Here is a 17,031-nt window from a genome sequence, read left to right on the forward strand (position 1 = left end):
GAACCGCTCCTTTCTCCAAGCGACCCTCCGTCCCGGATGGTCGCGCCCTACAATAACGCCATGTCCAGTCCCTCCCCCCGCCCCTCCCTGCAGAGCCTGTTCCTGACCGGCCTGCTGACCCTGCTGCCGATCTGGCTGACCTGGGTGGTCATCAAGTTCGTCTTCGTGCTGCTGTCCGATGCCAGCAAACCGCTGGTCGAACCCATTTCACGCAGCTTCGCCCAGGACTTCCCGGTAGTCGCCTCGTGGCTGACCGGGCAGTCGGTGCAGGCCGTCATCGCGCTGGTCGCCACGCTACTGGTGATCCTGCTGGTCGGCTTCCTGGCACGGCGGGTGGTCGGGCAGACGCTGCTGCGCTGGTTCGAAGCCCTGATCCGCCGCGTACCGCTGGCCAGCACCATCTACACCAGCGCGCGCCAGCTGCTGGACATGCTGCAGACCAAGCCGGGCAGCACCCAGCGCGTGGTCCTGATCGACTTCCCGCACCGGGAAATGAAGGCCGTCGGCCTGGTCACCCGGGTGATGCGCGAGGAAGGCACCGGTCGCGAACTGGCGGCCGTCTACGTGCCGACCACGCCCAATCCCACCGGCGGCTACCTGGAAATCGTGCCCGTGGACCTGCTGACGCCCACCGACTGGACGGTGGACCAGGCGATGGCGTTCATCATTTCTGGTGGTGCCTCCGCCCCCGACTCCATGCCCTTCACCCGCACCGGCGACCGCATCGCGTGAGCGTGGTGACACGCACGCTGGACGACCGCGCGGTACGGCTGTTCATCGCGCTGGCGGCGTTCCTGTGCGTCAACGCGGTGCTGGCCGAGTTCATCGGGGTCAAGATCTTCGCCCTGGAAGACACGCTTGGCATCGCACCGCTGCAGTGGAACCTGTTCGGTGAAAGCGGCTCGCTGAGCTTCACCGTCGGCACGCTGCTGTGGCCGTTCGTGTTCGTACTGACCGACACCATCAACGAGTTCTTCGGCCGCAAGGGCGTGCGCTTCATCTCGTGGGTCGCCGTGGCGTTGATCGTCTACGGCTTCCTGTTCGCGTTCCTGGCCATCAGGACCGCGCCAGCGGGCTGGTGGGTCGGTGCGGCGGCGAACCAGGGCGTGCCCGACTACCAGGCTGCGTTCGCCGCGATCTTCGGCCAGGGCATGTGGTCGATCGGCGGCTCGATCGTGGCGTTCCTGCTGGGCCAGCTGATTGATGTCTGGGCCTTCCACCGTATCCGTAACGTCACCGGTGAAAAACACGTGTGGCTGCGTGCCACCGGCTCGACCGCGGTTTCGCAGATCGTGGACAGTTTCGTAGTGATCTACATCGCCTTCGTGCTCGGGCCGCAGCACTGGTCGATGCAGCGCTTCCTGGCCATCAGTACGGTCAACTACGGCTACAAGATGCTGGCTGCGGTGGCGATGATCCCGCTGCTGTACCTGATGCGCCATGCGATCCGCCTCTATCTGGGCCACGAACGCGAAGAGCAGCTGCGCATGGAAGCGGCTGCGGATTGATCCGTTTTGTGTAGAACGGAGCTTGTGGCAATCCCCTTTTGGGACTCCGCTGAGATCTGACCGAAAAGCAGCCGAGCAAGCTCGGCTCTACAGGTCGAGGCTCGGATTCCAGTGAATGCACGTAACTCACTGATCCGTCGAGAGACAGGCGCACCGCCACCGCTCAGCAACGTGACGATGGCGTTGACCTAGAATGGCCGCATGAAGCCTCTTCAGCTCTTCGCGCTGGCCGTGCTGGCCGCCGCGGCACCGGTAGCCGCGCGCTCGCCGGAAGCCGGCGCCGCCAACTACAAGAGCGCCAGCCCGCTCGCACCGGCGCCGGCATTGAATGCCGCCGCGCCCGACGGCCTGCCCGACCTGTCGCAACTGGCACCGGACGCCGATCCCGACGTGCTGGCCCTGGGCCTGTCGGCGATGCAATGCGCGCAAGCGCACGGCACCGGCAGCGATGCGCACCGGCTGGCGGTAATCGACTACAGCCGCTCCTCGCTGACCCCGCGCCTGTGGGTGTTCGACCTGGCCCAGCACAAGCTGCTCTACAAGGAACTGGTCGCGCACGGCCAGGGCTCTGGCGGTGACCTGCCCAATCGGTTTTCCAACGAGGACGGCACCCACGCTTCGAGCCTGGGCCTGTTCTTCACCCGCGACACCTACCAGGGCAAGAACGGTTATTCGCTGCGCATGGATGGCCTGGAGACCGGCTTCAACGATGCCGCCATGAGCCGGGCCATCGTCATGCACGGCGCGCCGTACGTGAGCGCCGAGGCCGGCAAGAAGATCGGCCGCCTGGGTCGCAGTTGGGGTTGCCCGGCAGTGCGCACGGCGATGGCCAGGCCGATCATCGATGTGATGAAGGATGGCCAGTTCGTGTTCTCGTATTACCCGGAGCAGGCCTGGCTGACCCGCTCGTCGCTGGCCCAGTGCGCGATGGCGCGCCTGCATGGCATGCCCCACGCCAGTCCCGACAAGGCCGTCGTCACGCGTTAGGCTTGCCCTTCTGACATGGCCATGGAGGCCTGCGATGCGGCGATCTGCGCGTGTGTGGTTGGGCCTTCTGCTATGCGTTGCGCTACCGGCCGTGGCCGCAGTGCCGTTCTGGGGGGCCAAGCAATCCAGCCCCATCGACACCTCGCCCGCCACGCTCAAGCCCGGCGAATGGGTCTGGGGTGGCGACGACAAGAACGCCGGCCCGATGGCGGTGATCGTCAGCCTGACCGAACAGCGCGCCTACGTGTATCGCAACGGCATCCTGATGGCCTGGACCACGGTCAGTACCGGCAAGGCCGGGCATGAAACCCCGACCGGCGTGTTCACCATCCTGCAAAAGGACAGGGACCATCGCTCCAGCCTCTACAACAGCGCGCCGATGCCCTACCAGCAGCGCCTGACCTGGGACGGCATCGCCCTGCATGCCGGCGGCCTGCCCGGCTATCCCGAGTCGCACGGCTGCGTGCACCTGCCCAGCGCGTTCGCCGAGAAGCTGTTCGGTGCCTCCAACATGGGCATGACCGTGGTGGTGGCCGAGGAAGGCTCGGCGCCGGTGTCGCTGGTCCATCCCGGCGCGCTCAGCCCGATCGATCCGACCACCGGCAAGGACGTCGACATTCCGCTCCTCGAAGACGGCCGCGCTTGGCGCTGGGAACCGGGCCGTGCACCGGACGGCCCGCTGTCGATCGTGCTCAGCCGCAGCGACCGGATCCTGTTCGTCTACCGCAACGGCACTGAAGTCGGCCGCACCCGCATCACCCTCAACAGCCCCACGCCGCGCACCGGGACGCATGCCTACATCGTCGCGGCCGGTTACGTGCCGCCCGCCATCGGAACCGTAACCGCGCAGTCGCCGATGCCTGCCTGGATCACCATCGGCGTGCCGGGCCGCGAAGACGAAGCCGGCGCCGCACTGCCCACCGAGGAAATCAACCAGGTCGTGATCCCCGATGGCTTCAAGGCGCAGGTCTTGCCCTTCGTGCAACCCGGCACCGTGCTGGTCGCCACCGACGCCAGCGTCGTGCCGCAGACCACCGGCGCCCATGTGCAGGTGATCGACTCGGATCCGCCGGAGAAATAAGCGGCGCGGCGCCGGGTGCCCTGCCTGCACCTACGCAATTGACGTAGGGCGGGTCTTGACCGGCCGTCGCGGTGCCGGTTGAACCTTGCGGCGGGTCAAGACCCACCCGCCCGTGCGAGGACGGGTGACTTCCGGGGGATATACGACGCCCGGGCGATGTCCCACGATCCGGTGCATCTCCAATGCGCTGAAGGGAATCACGATGCTGCAGATCCGCGGACTGTCCAAGACCTACGCCAACGGCGTGCATGCGCTGAAGGACATCGACCTGGACATCCCGCGTGGCATGTTCGGCCTGCTCGGGCCCAATGGCGCAGGCAAGTCCTCGCTGATGCGCACGATTGCGACCCTGCAGGAACCCGACGCCGGCAGCATCACCCTGGATGGCCTGGACGTGCTGGCCGACAAGACCGGCGCGCGCCGCCGGCTTGGCTACCTGCCGCAGGAGTTCGGCGTGTATCCCAAGGTCAGCGCCGAGGCGATGCTCGACCATTTCGCCGTGCTCAAGGGCGTGACCGCGCGCGGCGAACGCAAGACGCTGGTCGAGGCACTGCTGCAGCAGGTCAATCTGTGGCAGGTGCGCAAGCGCAAGCTGGGTGGGTTCTCCGGCGGCATGCGCCAGCGCTTCGGCATTGCCCAGGCACTGATCGGCCAGCCATCGCTGATCATCGTCGATGAACCCACCGCCGGCCTGGACCCGGCCGAGCGCAATCGCTTCCTCAACCTGCTGGCCGAGATCGGCGAGAACACGGTGGTGATCCTGTCCACCCACATCGTCGAGGACGTGACCGACCTGTGCCCGCGCATGGCGATCATCGCCGGCGGCCAGGTGCGGCTGGCGGACGAGCCGCGCAAGGCCATCGCCTCGCTCGATGGACGGGTCTGGAAGAAGACCCTGGACAAGGGCGAGCTGCCCGCCCACGAGGCCGCGTTCAACGTGCTGTCCACCCGCCTGGTCGCCGGTGCGCCGGTGATCCACGTACTCAGCGACGCTGCCCCCGGCGAGGGCTTCGTCGCCGCGCCAGCCGATCTGGAAGACGTGTACTTCGGCGAATTGCGCCGTGCTGCCGCCCCCGCCCACGCGGAGGCCTGAGCCATGCTGCTTCAGCTGCTGAAGATGGAGCGCAGGCTCCTGCTGCGCAATGGCGTGTTCTGGGTAGTGCTGGCGGTGTTCGCCGGCATCGGCTTTGCGATGCTGGCCTCGGACAACGTGTCCTATGGCGGTGGCGTGGGCAACGTGATGCGCAACGCGCCGGCGGTGACCACCGTGGTGCTCGGCGCCTTCAGCGTGATGAGCGTGCTGCTGACCACGATCTTCGTCGGCGGCATCGCATTGCGTGATTTCGAACAGCGCACGGCGGAACTGTTCTTCGCCACGCCGATGCGCAAGGGCGTGTACCTGGCCGGGCGCTTCGGCGGCGGCTTCCTGGCCAGCCTGGCCATCATGCTGGGCGTCGTCTTCGGCATGTGGCTGGGAAGCAAGATGCCGTGGCTGGACCAGGCGCGACTGGGACCAACGCCGTGGAGCGCCTACGCATGGGGCTTCGGTGTGCTGGTGGTGCCGAACCTGCTGTTCCTGTCGGCGCTGCTGTTCGCGCTGGCCACCGCGACACGCTCGATGCTCTACACCTACATCGGCGTGATCGCGTTCTTCGTGCTGTGGATGCTGTCCGATTCGCTGGGTTCGGACATCTCCACGCGCTGGATCGCCGCGCTGGTCGATCCGTCCGGCGGTGCCGGCATCGCCGACCAGATCCGCTACTGGTCCAGTGACCAGCTCAACCACCAGCTGCCACCACTGAGTGGCCTGCTGCTGGGCAACCGGGCGCTGTTCCTGGGCCTGGCCGCGCTGCTGCTGTGGGCGACCTACGCGTTGTTCCGGATCGACCGCGAAGGGCTGGTCCTGCGCAAGCGCAAGGCGGTCGCGCCGCTGGCCGAACAAAGCCATGCGGTCGTCCTGCCCGTCGTGCAGCTGCGCACCGGATTTTCGGCGCGACTCACCCAGTTCCTGCACCAGGCGCGCTTCGACCTGCGCCAGACCCTGCTGGGCGCGCCGCTGCTGGTGATCGTACTGGTGTGGCTGCTGGTGGTCGGGGTGATCTTCTATTCCGGCGGGCGCATGTACGGCACCGCGGTGTACCCGGTGACCGGGCAGATGCAGCAGCTGATGAACGGCAGCATGAGCCTGTTGCTGATCATCGTGCTGACCTTCTATGCCGGCGAACTGGTCTGGCGCGAACGCAGCCAGGGCGTGGCCGAAGCCACCGATGCCTACGCCACACCGGACTGGATTCCGCTGGCATCCAAGCTGGCCGCGCTGGCCTGCGTGGTGGTGCTGTTCCATGTCATCGGCGCGTTGCTGGGCATGGGCTACCAGCTGGTCCACGGTTACACGCGCCTTGAACCGCTGCTGTACCTGCAGGCCATGCTGCTGGACTGCGTTGCGTACCTGCTGATGGCGGCGCTGGCGGTGTTCCTGCAGGCCGTGAGCGGCAACAAGTTCATCGGCTACCTGCTGATGATCATGGTGCTGGTCGGGCGCATGGCGCTGGGCATGCTGGACTTCGACCACCTGCTCTACAACTTCGGTCACGCCAGCCCGACGCCGTATTCGGACATGAACGGCTGGGGCCATTTCATCGGTCCGAACCTGTGGTTCCGGGCGTACTGGGGCGCGCTGTGCATCGCCCTGCTGGCCCTGGCCTACATGCTGTGGCCGCGCGGCACCACGCTGCACTGGCGCGAGCGCCTGATGCAGCTGCGTCGACGCCTGCGTGGCCCGGCCGCAGCCGTGCTGGCGGTGTCGCTGCTGGCCTTTGTCGGGCTGGGCGGCTGGATCTTCTACAACACCAACGTGCTCAACCGTTATGTGCCCGGCGACCTGGCCAAGCAGCGCAGCGCCGACTACGAAAAAGCCTACCGCCAGTACAAGGACCTGCCGCAGCCGCGCGTCATCGCCATCCGCACCGAGGTCGACATCACCCCTGCCACGCGGACCGTGCACCTGCGCGGCCATTACCGGATGCGCAACAACACCGCCGCGCCGATCACCCAGCTGCACGTCAGCCTGGATCCTGAAGTGCGGGTCAACAAGCTCGACTTCCCCGCCCACCACGTCAAGCAGCGCGACGACATCCAGGGCTACACGATCTACACCCTGGACCAGCCGCTGGCGCCGGGCGCGGAGATGGATTTCGACTTCGACCTGACCGACGTCCCCGATGGCTTCCGCATGGATGGCCAGGACACCCAGGTGGTCTACAACGGCACGTTTTTCAACAACTTCGCCGCGCTGCCGCAGTTCGGCTACGACCCGAACCAGCAGCTGTCCGACCGCAACGACCGGCGCAAGTACAAGCTGCCCGAGCTGCCGCGGATGAATCCGATCGGCGACACCAAGGCCTATGCGGATAACTACCTGGGCCCGAACGCAGGCTGGGTGGATTTCGAGACCACCGTGTCCACCACCGATGGCCAGATCGCGCTGGCGCCGGGCACGCTGCAGAAGGACTGGCACAAGGATGGCCGCCATTACTTCCAGTACAAGGGCGAGACCAAGCTGCTGGCGTTCTTCTCCTGGCTGTCGGCCGACTGGCAGGTCAGGCATGACCATTGGAACGACGTGGCGATCGACGTCTATTTCGATGCCAAGCATCCGTACAACGTCGACCGCATGATCCAGTCCACCAAGAAGTCGCTGGATTACTACACGCGCAACTTCTCGCCCTACCAGTTCAAGCAGCTGCGCATCCTGGAATTCCCGGGTTACCAGCGCTTCGCGCAGTCGTTCGCCGGCACGATTCCATACTCGGAGGCGATCGGCTTCATCGCCCGCGTCGAGGACGCCGACGACATCGACTACCCGTTCTACGTGACTGCGCATGAAGTCGCGCACCAGTGGTGGGCACACCAGGTGGTGGGCGCCAACGTGCAGGGCGCGACCATGCTCAGCGAATCCCTGGCCCAGTACTCGGCGCTGATGGTGATGGAGCACGAATACGGCCCGCAGAAGATGCGCAAGTTCCTCAAGTACGAACTGGACAGCTACCTGCGCCAGCGCCCGGCCGAACGCGTGGCCGAGCAGCCGCTGGCACTCAACGAGAACCAGCAATACATCCACTACAACAAGGGCTCGATCGCCTTCTACGCGCTCAAGGACATGATCGGCGAGGACACCTTGAACCACGTGCTGGCCGGATTCCTGCGCGAGCACGCCTTCAAGGCCGCACCCTATCCAACCACGCGCGACTTCATGGCCGACCTGTACGCGGGCACCGATGCGAAGTTCCACCCCTTCATCCGCGATCTGTTCGAGCGCATCGTGTTCTGGGAGAACCGCACCACCGATGCCACGGCCCGCAAGCTTCCCAATGGCAAGTACGAAGTCACCCTGAAGCTGCACGCAGCCAAGCAGGTCGCCGACGGCAAGGGCAAGGTCACCGCCGAAGCAGTGGACGAATGGGTCGACATCGGCGTGTTCGCGCGCAAGCCCGGCGCCAAGGAAGCCGACGAACAGGTGTTGTACCTGGCCAAGCACCACGTCACCCAAGCCGAGACCACGCTCAAACTGGTCGTGGAGCAGCTGCCATACGACGCCGGCATCGATCCGTACAACAAGCTGATCGATACCGATTCGGAAGACAACCGGCGCAAGGTGACCCTGCAGTAGTCGGGGTAACGCGCCGGCGCGGCTATCCCGCGCCGGCGTATTGAAGGTCAGAAGTTCAGGCCGCCGTAGCGCGCCATGCCGGCGGCCAGCACGAAGATCAGCGCGACCAGGCCGAGCTGCATGCGAATCGCACCACGCAAACGCGCGACCTCATGCGGCGATGGCAAATAGCTGGCGTCATTGCGCAATGCCTTGCGCCAATGCAGGAAGCGCAGGGTCGGCCAGGCCGACACCAGTGCAGCCAGGATGAAGCAGGTCAGCTTGGCGTGGAACCAGGGGTTGTGCAGGTAGAAATCCGCACCCTTGGCACCGCCAAACACGCGCCACAGGCCCGCGCCCAGCAGCAGGCCGGCATTGATGCCGTAGCCGCTATCGAGCTTGAACAGACGCTGCATACCTGCAGCATCCAGCGGCCGGGAGAGCAGCACCGACTCGGCGGCGAGCATGGCGACCAGGCCGAACACCAGCAGGTGATGCAGCGAAGCAAGCGCGAAATCCATCCACATGGCGACGACTCCGAGGGGCGGGTGCGCGCGATGCTAGCGCGCCGGTGCAGGCCTGCGCATCGGCTCAGACCAGGTCCCCGATCACCACCCGCGCCGCGTTATGCCCCGGCGCGCCGGTCACGCCGCCACCGGGGTGGGTGCCTGATCCACACAGGTACAACCCGGGAATCGCGCCGCGATACCCGGCCTGCCCCAGCGCTGGCCGCGCCGAGAACAGCTGGTTGAGCGACAGCGCGCCGTGGAAGATGTCGCCGCCGATCAGGCCGAAATCGCGTTCCAGGTCCAGCGGACTCTTGATCTGGCGGCCCAGCACCGATGCGCCGAACCCCGGCGCGTAACGCTCGACCGTGGCGATCATCAGGTCGGCAACTTCTTCGCGATGATCATCCCAGCTGCGGCCATCGGAAAGTTCCGGCGCGACGTGCTGGCAGAACAGGCTGGCGACGTGCTGGCCGGGCGGCGCCAGCGAATCATCCAGCGTGGAGGGAATCAGCATCTCGACGATGGGTTCGCGCGACCAGCCTTGCGCCCTGGCATCCAGATACGCGCGATCCATGTAGTCCAACGACGGCGCCAGGATGATGCCGGCGGTGAGGTGGTCGCCCTCGCCCGGCAGCGCGGTGAAGGACGGCAGCCGCGACAGCGCCACGTTCATGCGGAAGGTGCCCGAGCCACAGCGCCAGTTGGCCATGCGCTCGCGCGTCGGTGCCGGAACATGCTCGGTGCGCAGCAGGCGTTCGTAGAGCAGCTTGGGATTGACGTTGGCCACCACGCAGCGCGCGCGCAATGTCTCGCCGGTGTGCAGGCGCACGCCGGTCGCGCGACCGCCTTCAACCAGCACCTCGTCCACGCCGGCATCGGTGCGGATGGTCACGCCGGCCGCCCGCGCCGACGCTGCCATCGCCTGGGTGATCGCGCCCATGCCGCCGATGGCGTGACCCCAGGCGCCCTTGACGCCGTTGACCTCGCCGAACACGTGGTGCAGCAACACATACGCACTGCCCGGCGTGTATGGGCTGGCGTAGTTGCCGACCACGCCGTCGAAGCCGAACAGCGCCTTGATCGGTGCGCTTTCGAACCAGCGGTCCAGGTATTCGGCCGCCGAGATGGTGAACAGGTCCAGCAGCTCCTGGCGCAGCGTCGGCTCAAGTGCATGCAGGCGCTTGCCGAGTTTCGCGCCGCGCAGCAGTTCGGGCAGCGCCTTCCACCAGCCTTGGTCGGTGATGTTGGGCGGCGGCTGCAGGGCCAGCGCGCGCAGCACGTCGGCGATGGCCTCCAGCCGGGCCTCGTAGGCCGGCAACGCTTCGGCATCGCGCCTGGAGAACTTGGCAACCTGCGCCTGTGTTTCGCCGCCACCGGTCAGCAGGTACTGGCCATCGGGCAGTGGCAGGAAATTGTTGCGACGACGCTGGACGATGCGCAGACCGTGGCCATGCAGGTCCAGGTCGGCGATGACCCTGGGCTGCAGCAGCGACACAGTGTAGGACGCCACCGAGTTGCGGAAGCCTGGGTGGAATTCCTCGGTCACCGCAGCGCCACCGACCACGCCACGGCGCTCCAGCACGGTGACCTTCAACCCGGCCCTGGCCAGGTAGGCCGCACAGACCAGGCCGTTGTGGCCCGCGCCGACCAGCAATACATCGCAGGCTGGGCGGCCCGTCATCGGCGTGGATTCCGTGACCGCTTGTACAGTGTGCCGCTGGCTTGCATACACTCGCGCCGATCAGGGGAAAGACTGCCATGGGACACCATTCCAACCCGGCCCGCATGGGACGCGCAGGTTAGCGTGAACGCACGCTACGCCCCAACCGCCGGACCAGCACGATGCAGCGACTGAACAGGTCGATGCGCCGCTCGCCTGCGCATGTCGGCGCGCGGGCGCTGACCGCACTGGGCGCAATGGCACTGGTGCTGCTGCTGGCCTTGTCGAACGTCACCGCGCCCCTGGACGATGCGCTGTTCGATCTGATGGCCGGCTCCGGCAAGCGAACCGGAAGTTCCCAGCTCGTCGTGGTGACCATCGACCCGGAAAGCCTGGCCCAGCACGGCCCGTGGCCCTGGCCACGACGCGACCTGGCGCGCCTGGTGGATCAACTGTCGGCAGCCGGTACCCGGGCGGTCGGCCTGCAGTTGCTGCTGGCCCAGGACAGCCTGTACGACCCGCAGGGCGACGCGCTGCTGGCCCAGGCCATGACCCGCAACGGCGCCGTGGTCCTGCCCGTCATCGCCGACCTGTCCGACGGCACCCAGGCCGCCACCGCGCTCCTGCCCGCGCAGGTGCTGATCGACGCCGCGGCGGCACTCGGGCATACCGACGCGGTGGCCGACGACCGTGGCATCGCCCGCCGGATCGCACTGCATGCCGGGCTGGGCTCGCCGCAATGGCCGGCCTTTGCGCTGGCACTGCGGGACGTGACCAGCTCCAGGGCCAGCCGCGACTCGCTGCGCGCCGCACGCGCCCGTGGCCGCGCCGCGCCACGGCTTGATATCGCGGCCAGCGACGATCACTGGGTCCGCGCCGACACCGTACTGGTGGCCTCGCCCCGGATCACCAGCGACATCGTCCATGTCACCGCCGCGAGCGTGTTGAGCGGCCAGGTCGGCGCGTCGCTGCTGGGGGGACGAATCGCGATCATCGGCCGCACCGACCTGCCGGCCGAACAGCGCCTGTCCCTGCCCGGTGCACCCAACAGCCTGCCGCTCGTGGATTTCCAGGCCAACGCGCTGGCGCGACTGCTGGAAGACCGTGCGATCTGGCCGATGCCGATCGGCCCGCAAGTCCTGCTCTCGGTGATCCTGGTCACCCTGCCCCTGCTGCTGCTTGGCCTGCCCGGCCTGCGCCGGCTCTGGGCACCGATGGGCGTGGCCATGACCCTGGTGTTGCTGGTGTCGTGGACGCTGCTGCTGGCCGGTGCGTGGTTTCCGCCCTTTCCGGCGCTGGTGGTGCTGGCCGTCGGCCTGGCGATCGGCACGGCCTCGGCCTGGCGCCGGATCCGCCAACGCAGCTTCACCGACCTGGCCACCGGCGTGGCCAACCGGCTGTGTTTCGATGCCCGCCTGGAAAGCGACACCCGCCGCGCCCGACGCAACGGCCAGCCGCTGTCGCTGCTGCTGGTGGAAGCCCGCGGCGCCGCATCGCAGGCACCCGGCAGCGAGAGCCTGGCCACGACCCTGGCCGCCGGCCTGCGGTTGCGCGCCCAACGACCGCGGGACCTGGTCGCACGACTGGATGCCGTCCGCTTCGCGGCGCTGCTGCCCGGCACCGCGCCGCATGTCGCCGCGGCCCTGGCCACCGCCTTGATGGTCGACCTGGAGGCGCGCCTCGGCCAGCCCAGGCCCGGCATCACGGTCCAGGCCGTGCGCATGGGGCTGGCCAGCCTGAAGGCCGAAGACAGCCGCGGCACCGACCTGCTGCTGCGTGCCACCCGCGACCTGGTCACCATGCGCGACCCGACGGCCCGATAGGTCGTGCCCCGGCCGCCTGCCGGCCATGACCTTCGACACCGGTCCCGATACGGAGCCCGCGTTAAAGTCAGCCGGTTGTCCCGCGGACCTCTCCGCCGGACGCGGTATGTCGGCACATCCAACGGAGTCCACGTGAGCACGCCCAAGACCAAGATCCTGCTGCTGTCCCTGTCCATCGCCACCGCGCTGGCGGCCTGCAAGAAGCCCGAAGACACGGCTGCCGCGCCCGCTGCCGACACCGCCGCGCCCAAGGCGCTGACCGTGGACCAGTCCAAGCTGCCGCCCTTCAGTGCCTTCCAGCCCAGTGACCTGGACAAGACCGCCAACGTCTGTACCGATCTCAACGCCTATGCCAACGACAGCTGGCTCAAGGCCAATCCGGTGCCGGGCGACCGCACCAGCTGGGGCACCTTCGAGGTCCTCAGCGAACGCTCCGAAGCCATCCAGCACCAGCTGGCAGAACAGTCCGCGGCCGACACCGCCGCCACCGGCGTGGAAAAGATCGTCGGCGACTTCTGGGCCACCGGCATGGATGAAGCCAAGATCGACCAGCAGGGCATCGCCCCGATCAAGGACGAGCTGGCCGCCATCGATGGCCTGACCGACCAGGCCAAGATCACCGACTATCTGCGCACCAGCGCGGCCAAGGGCCAGAACGAACTGTTCGGCTTCGGCGCCAGCCCGGACTTCAAGAATTCCGAGATCAACATCGCCTACGCGATGCAGGGTGGCCTGGGCCTGCCCGATCCGGAGTACTACACCAGCGCCGACAACAAGGCCAAGCTGGACGCCTATCAGGCGCACATCGCCAAGACCCTGGAACTGGCCGGCATCAGCGCCGATGCCGCCGCCACCCAGGCCAAGCAGGTCATCGATTTCGAAACCCGCCTGGCCAAGGTCTCCAAGACCAGCACCGAGCTGTCGCGCCACGTCGAGCTGTCCTACAACCCGGTCAGCCTGGCCGATGCCGACAAGCTGACGCCCAACTGGTCCTGGACCGAGTTCTTCAAGTCGCAGGGCGTGGCCGCGCCGCAGATGTTCTCGCTGGCCATCCCGGCTTTCCACGAAGAAATCTCCAAGATGCTGGCCGACACCGCGCCGGATGCATGGCAGGCCTACCTGCGCTTCCACGCCATCGACAGTGCCAGCCCGTTCCTGAGCCAGCCGTTCGTGGATGAGAACTTCGCGTTCTGGAACAAGACCCTGCGCGGCCAGAAGGAGATCCGTCCGCGCTGGAAGCGCGTGCTGGGCACCCTCAACCGCCAGGCCGGCGAGACCCTGGGCCAGCTGTACGTCAAGACCGCGTTCCCGCCCGAGTCCAAGGCACAGATGGAAACCCTGGTGGGCAACCTGCGCACCGCGCTCAAGGCCCGCATCGAAAAGCTGGACTGGATGAGCGCCGAGACCAAGCAGAAGGCGATCGCCAAGTGGGAGACCTTCACTCCCAAGATCGGCTATCCGGACAAGTGGCGTGACTGGGCGGGCCTGTCCACCAGCCGCGACAGCTACCTGGGCAACGTGCTGGCCGCGCAGGAATTCAACTACAAGTTCGACCTGTCCAAGATCGGCAAGCCGGTGGACAAGACCGAATGGGGCATGACCCCGCAGACCATCAACGCCTACTACAACCCGCAGCAGAACGAGATCGTGTTCCCGGCCGCGATCCTGCAGCCGCCGTTCTTCGATCCCAAGGCGGATGCGGCGCTGAACTACGGCGGCATCGGCGCGGTGATCGGCCATGAGATGACCCACGGCTACGACGACCAGGGCGCGCAGTTCGGCCCGAAGGGCAACTTCGAGAACTGGTGGACCGACGCCGACAAGCACGGCTTCGAATCGCGCACCGGCAAGCTGGTCGCGCAGTTCGACGGTTACACCACTGCCGATGGCGGCAAGGTCAAGGGCGACCTGACCCTGGGCGAGAACATCGCCGACCTGGGCGGCCTGAACACCGCACTGGACGCGCTGCACGTGGCCAACGGCGACACGCCGGACCCGAAGACCGACGGCCTGACCCAGGACCAGCGCTTCTTCCTCAACTGGGCCACCGTGTGGCGTCGCAACTTCACCCCGGAAGAAATGGCCGTGCGCCTGAAGACCGATCCGCACGCTCCGGCCAACTTCCGCGCCATCGGCGCCCCGTCCAACATGCCCGCCTTCGCCCAGGCGTTCCAGTGCAAGCCTGGAGACGCAATGGTGCGTGAAGGCGAGAAACAGGTCGTGATCTGGTAACAGCCCCCAAGGCTATCCTCCGCAGCGGCATGGCCTGACAGGCACGCCGCTGTTTTTTATTGCAGCCCTTCGTGCCCAACCGTGGCACTTCCTACAGCGGCCAAGCTGGCCGGAGTCCAAAATCCGTGAACGCACCGAAACTCATCACCCTGTCCCTGGCTGTCAGCCTGGCGCTGTCGGCCTGCAGCAAGCCTGCCGAAGACGCCAAGCCAGCAGACGCGACCGCAGCGGCACAGACCGCTACCGCGCCGTCCTTCGACGTGTCCGAGCTGGACAAGGACATCAACGCCTGCGGCGACTTCAACAGCTTCGTCAACGCCAAGTGGGTCAAGGCCAACCCGATCCCCGATGACCGCACCAGCTGGGGCGCCTTCAACAAGCTGGCCGAGGACAGCCTCAACACCCAGCACGACATCGCCGAAGCCGCAGCCAAGAACACCAAGGCAGCCACCGATTCGGTCGAACGCAAGATCGGCCTGCTGTACGCCGCGGGCATGGATGAGGCGGCCATCGACAAGGCCGGCTACACCCCGATCCAGCCGACCCTGGACGCCATTCGGCGCGCTCAAGACCAACCAGGACGTGTCCAAATATATCGTCCAGCGCTACGCCGAAGGCGACAGCCAGGTGTTCGAGTTCGGCGCTGGCGCCGACTTCCAGCACGCCGAAACCCAGATCGCCTACGCCAACGAAGGCGGCCTGGGCCTGCCGACCAAGGACTACTACACCGATCCCAAGTACGCCGACATCCGCGATGGCTACCTGGCCTACATCGCCAAGTCGTTCGAGCTGACCGGCACCCCGGAAGCCGAGGCCAAGGCGCAGGCCCAGCAGGTGTTCGACCTGGAAAAATCACTGGCCGCCGCTTCGCTGTCGCCGGTGGAAGGACGCGACCCGAAGAACCAGTATCACTTCGTCACCGTAACTGAAGCCAGCAAGGTCACCCCGCATTTTTCGTGGGAGACCTTCTTCAATGCCCAGGGCGTGAGCATCGACCACGGCTTCTCGCTGTCGCAGCCGAAGTTCTTCGCGGCCTTCGACAAGCTGCTGGCCGATGCACCGACCGCGCAGTGGCAGGCCTACCTGCGCTTCCACGCCATCGACGGCGCGGCCAATGCCCTGAGCAAGCCGTTCGTGGACAACAGCTTCGAGTTCTGGGGCAAGACCCTGTCCGGCCAGCCGCAGCAGAAGCCGCGCTGGAAGCGCGTGCTTGGCGCGGTGAACTCCTCGATGGGCGAAGGCCTTGGCCAGCTGTACGTGGCCAAGGTGTTCACGCCCGAGGCCAAGGCCCGCGCCACCGAACTGGTGGACAACGTGCGCAACGCACTGAAGGCCCGCATCGAGAACCTGGACTGGATGAGCCCGGAAACCAAGACCAAGGCCATCGCCAAGTGGGACACCTTCCTGCCCAAGATCGGCTACCCGGACACCTGGCGTGACTGGTCGGGGCTGGAGATGAAGCAGGGCGATTACTACGCCAACCTGCAGGCCGCGGCCAAGTTCAACTACCAGTACGACATCGCCAAGATCGGCAAGCCGACCGACCGCAAGGAATGGGGCATGACCCCGCAGACGGTCAACGCCTACTACAACCCGACCGACAACACGATCAACTTCCCGGCCGCGATCCTGCAGCCACCGTTCTTCGATGCCAAGGCCGACGACGCGCTCAACTACGGCGGCATCGGCGCGGTGATCGGCCACGAGGCCAGCCATGGCTTCGACGACGAAGGCAGCCAGTTCGATGGGGCCGGCAACAACAAGGACTGGTGGAGCACGGACGACAAGGCCAAGTTCAAGGCCCGTACCCAGAAACTGGTGGACCAGTTCAACGCCTACACCCCGATCAAGGACAAGCCGGACCTGCACGTCAACGGCGAGCTGACCCTGGGCGAGAACATCGCCGACCTGGGCGGCGTCAACGTGGCCTACGACGCGCTGCAGGCTGCGCTGAAGCAGCATCCGGACGAAGCCGACAAGCAGATCGACGGCTACACGCCGGACCAGCGCTTCTTCCTCAACTGGGCGCGGGTGTGGCGCGGCGACATCCGCGAGAAACAGGCCATCGTCTACCTCAACGCCGATCCGCACGCCCCGATGTCGCTGCGCGCCGTGGCCGCGCCGTCCAACATGCCGCAGTTCGCGACCGCGTTCTCGTGCAAGGCCGGTGATGCGATGGTCCGCCCGGACGACAAGCGCGTGGTCATCTGGTAACTGCCGGCAACGCGGTTTCAATGCTGTCTCGAAGGCCCGGCTTGTCCGGGCCTTCGCTTTTTCATCACCATGACGGTCATGTATTGGCTAGGCTGGCCGGACATCTCAGCGAAGGACCGCACCATGGCTGTTGAAGACCTCGCCGAGGGCGTATTCCGTTTTTTCGGCAGGATGCTCGTCGAGGTGGTGGTCGAAATCGCGATCAAGGGCACCGGCTATGTCGTGCTGGGCAGTTTGCGCCCGCGCGCGGAACCTTCCGAGACGGCGGCCACGGTCACCGGCCTGTGCCTCTGGGTGCTGCTGATCGGCATCGGCATCGGGCTCTGGCACGCATCGACCCGGTGACCGCCTGATCGGCCGCTGCACGCG

At 66.6% G+C, this 17,031-nt stretch carries 11 protein-coding genes and 1 pseudogene; 10 read left to right on the forward strand and 2 right to left on the reverse strand.

Features of this window, described 5'->3' with window-relative positions:
* Window positions 1–60 precede the first annotated feature (60 nt).
* The 6 genes from O8I58_RS05610 to O8I58_RS05635 all read left to right on the forward strand — a co-directional run bounded on the left by O8I58_RS05610 (window position 61) and on the right by O8I58_RS05635 (window position 8,245).
* Complete coding sequence (locus O8I58_RS05610; protein ID WP_298321399.1) at window positions 61–732, forward strand: DUF502 domain-containing protein; 672 nt, start codon at window positions 61–63, stop codon at window positions 730–732.
* A complete protein-coding gene (locus O8I58_RS05615; RefSeq protein ID WP_298321401.1) occupies window positions 729–1,508 on the forward strand; it encodes a queuosine precursor transporter in 780 nt (259 codons plus the stop codon). The genes O8I58_RS05610 and O8I58_RS05615 overlap by 4 nt, the downstream gene beginning before the upstream one ends.
* Before the next feature lie 201 nt (window positions 1,509–1,709).
* Entirely contained in the window at window positions 1,710–2,495 is a 786-nt protein-coding gene (locus O8I58_RS05620) for a murein L,D-transpeptidase catalytic domain family protein (protein ID WP_298321403.1), read from the forward strand.
* Between the two features lie 34 nt (window positions 2,496–2,529).
* Entirely contained in the window at window positions 2,530–3,576 is a 1,047-nt protein-coding gene (locus O8I58_RS05625) for a L,D-transpeptidase (RefSeq protein ID WP_298321405.1), read from the forward strand.
* A 202-nt stretch (window positions 3,577–3,778) separates the two neighbouring features.
* A complete protein-coding gene (locus tag O8I58_RS05630; protein ID WP_298321407.1) occupies window positions 3,779–4,669 on the forward strand; it encodes an ABC transporter ATP-binding protein in 891 nt (296 codons plus the stop codon).
* Between the two features lie 3 nt (window positions 4,670–4,672).
* Window positions 4,673–8,245 carry a M1 family aminopeptidase gene (locus O8I58_RS05635; RefSeq protein ID WP_298321409.1) on the forward strand — a complete coding sequence of 1,191 codons (3,573 nt, stop codon included), beginning with the start codon at window positions 4,673–4,675 and terminating at the stop codon, window positions 8,243–8,245.
* Between the two features lie 47 nt (window positions 8,246–8,292).
* On the opposite strand, the gene O8I58_RS05640 is transcribed toward O8I58_RS05635, so the two are convergent.
* Both O8I58_RS05640 and O8I58_RS05645 read right to left on the reverse strand, forming a co-directional pair.
* A complete protein-coding gene (locus tag O8I58_RS05640; protein WP_298321411.1) occupies window positions 8,293–8,751 on the reverse strand; it encodes a DUF2214 family protein in 459 nt (152 codons plus the stop codon).
* 64 nt (window positions 8,752–8,815) lie between these two features.
* On the reverse strand, window positions 8,816–10,414 hold the full coding sequence (locus O8I58_RS05645) for a phytoene desaturase family protein (protein WP_298321413.1): 1,599 nt from the start codon (window positions 10,412–10,414) through the stop codon (window positions 8,816–8,818).
* 182 nt (window positions 10,415–10,596) lie between these two features.
* On the opposite strand from O8I58_RS05645, the gene O8I58_RS05650 reads away from it, so the two are divergent.
* The 4 genes and pseudogenes from O8I58_RS05650 (at window position 10,597) to O8I58_RS05665 (ending at window position 17,007) form a co-directional block, all read left to right on the forward strand.
* On the forward strand, window positions 10,597–12,216 hold the full coding sequence (locus O8I58_RS05650; RefSeq protein ID WP_298321415.1) for a CHASE2 domain-containing protein: 1,620 nt from the start codon (window positions 10,597–10,599) through the stop codon (window positions 12,214–12,216).
* A 156-nt stretch (window positions 12,217–12,372) separates the two neighbouring features.
* A complete protein-coding gene (locus tag O8I58_RS05655) occupies window positions 12,373–14,448 on the forward strand; it encodes a M13 family metallopeptidase (RefSeq protein WP_298322775.1) in 2,076 nt (691 codons plus the stop codon).
* 125 nt (window positions 14,449–14,573) lie between these two features.
* A pseudogene (locus tag O8I58_RS05660) lies at window positions 14,574–16,662 on the forward strand (M13 family metallopeptidase).
* A gap of 123 nt (window positions 16,663–16,785) precedes the next feature.
* Window positions 16,786–17,007 carry a hypothetical protein gene (locus O8I58_RS05665; RefSeq protein WP_298321417.1) on the forward strand — a complete coding sequence of 74 codons (222 nt, stop codon included), beginning with the start codon at window positions 16,786–16,788 and terminating at the stop codon, window positions 17,005–17,007.
* Window positions 17,008–17,031 lie beyond the last annotated feature (24 nt).

Source organism: Pseudoxanthomonas sp., assembly GCF_027498035.1.
In the GTDB taxonomy this organism is placed as follows: Bacteria; Pseudomonadota; Gammaproteobacteria; order Xanthomonadales; family Xanthomonadaceae; genus Pseudoxanthomonas_A.

Bases quoted from the DNA above. Each gene is read 5' to 3' on its own strand.
- O8I58_RS05665 (WP_298321417.1), top strand. From the start codon at position 16,786: ATGGCTGTTGAAGACCTCGCCGAGGGCGTATTCCGTTTTTTCGGCAGG.
- O8I58_RS05650 (WP_298321415.1), top strand. From the start codon at position 10,597: ATGCGCCGCTCGCCTGCGCATGTCGGCGCGCGGGCGCTGACCGCACTG.
- O8I58_RS05625 (WP_298321405.1), top strand. From the start codon at position 2,530: ATGCGGCGATCTGCGCGTGTGTGGTTGGGCCTTCTGCTATGCGTTGCG.
- O8I58_RS05630 (WP_298321407.1), top strand. From the start codon at position 3,779: ATGCTGCAGATCCGCGGACTGTCCAAGACCTACGCCAACGGCGTGCAT.
- O8I58_RS05640 (WP_298321411.1), bottom strand. From the start codon at position 8,751: ATGTGGATGGATTTCGCGCTTGCTTCGCTGCATCACCTGCTGGTGTTC.
- O8I58_RS05620 (WP_298321403.1), top strand. From the start codon at position 1,710: ATGAAGCCTCTTCAGCTCTTCGCGCTGGCCGTGCTGGCCGCCGCGGCA.
- O8I58_RS05645 (WP_298321413.1), bottom strand. From the start codon at position 10,414: ATGACGGGCCGCCCAGCCTGCGATGTATTGCTGGTCGGCGCGGGCCAC.
- O8I58_RS05610 (WP_298321399.1), top strand. From the start codon at position 61: ATGTCCAGTCCCTCCCCCCGCCCCTCCCTGCAGAGCCTGTTCCTGACC.
- O8I58_RS05635 (WP_298321409.1), top strand. From the start codon at position 4,673: ATGCTGCTTCAGCTGCTGAAGATGGAGCGCAGGCTCCTGCTGCGCAAT.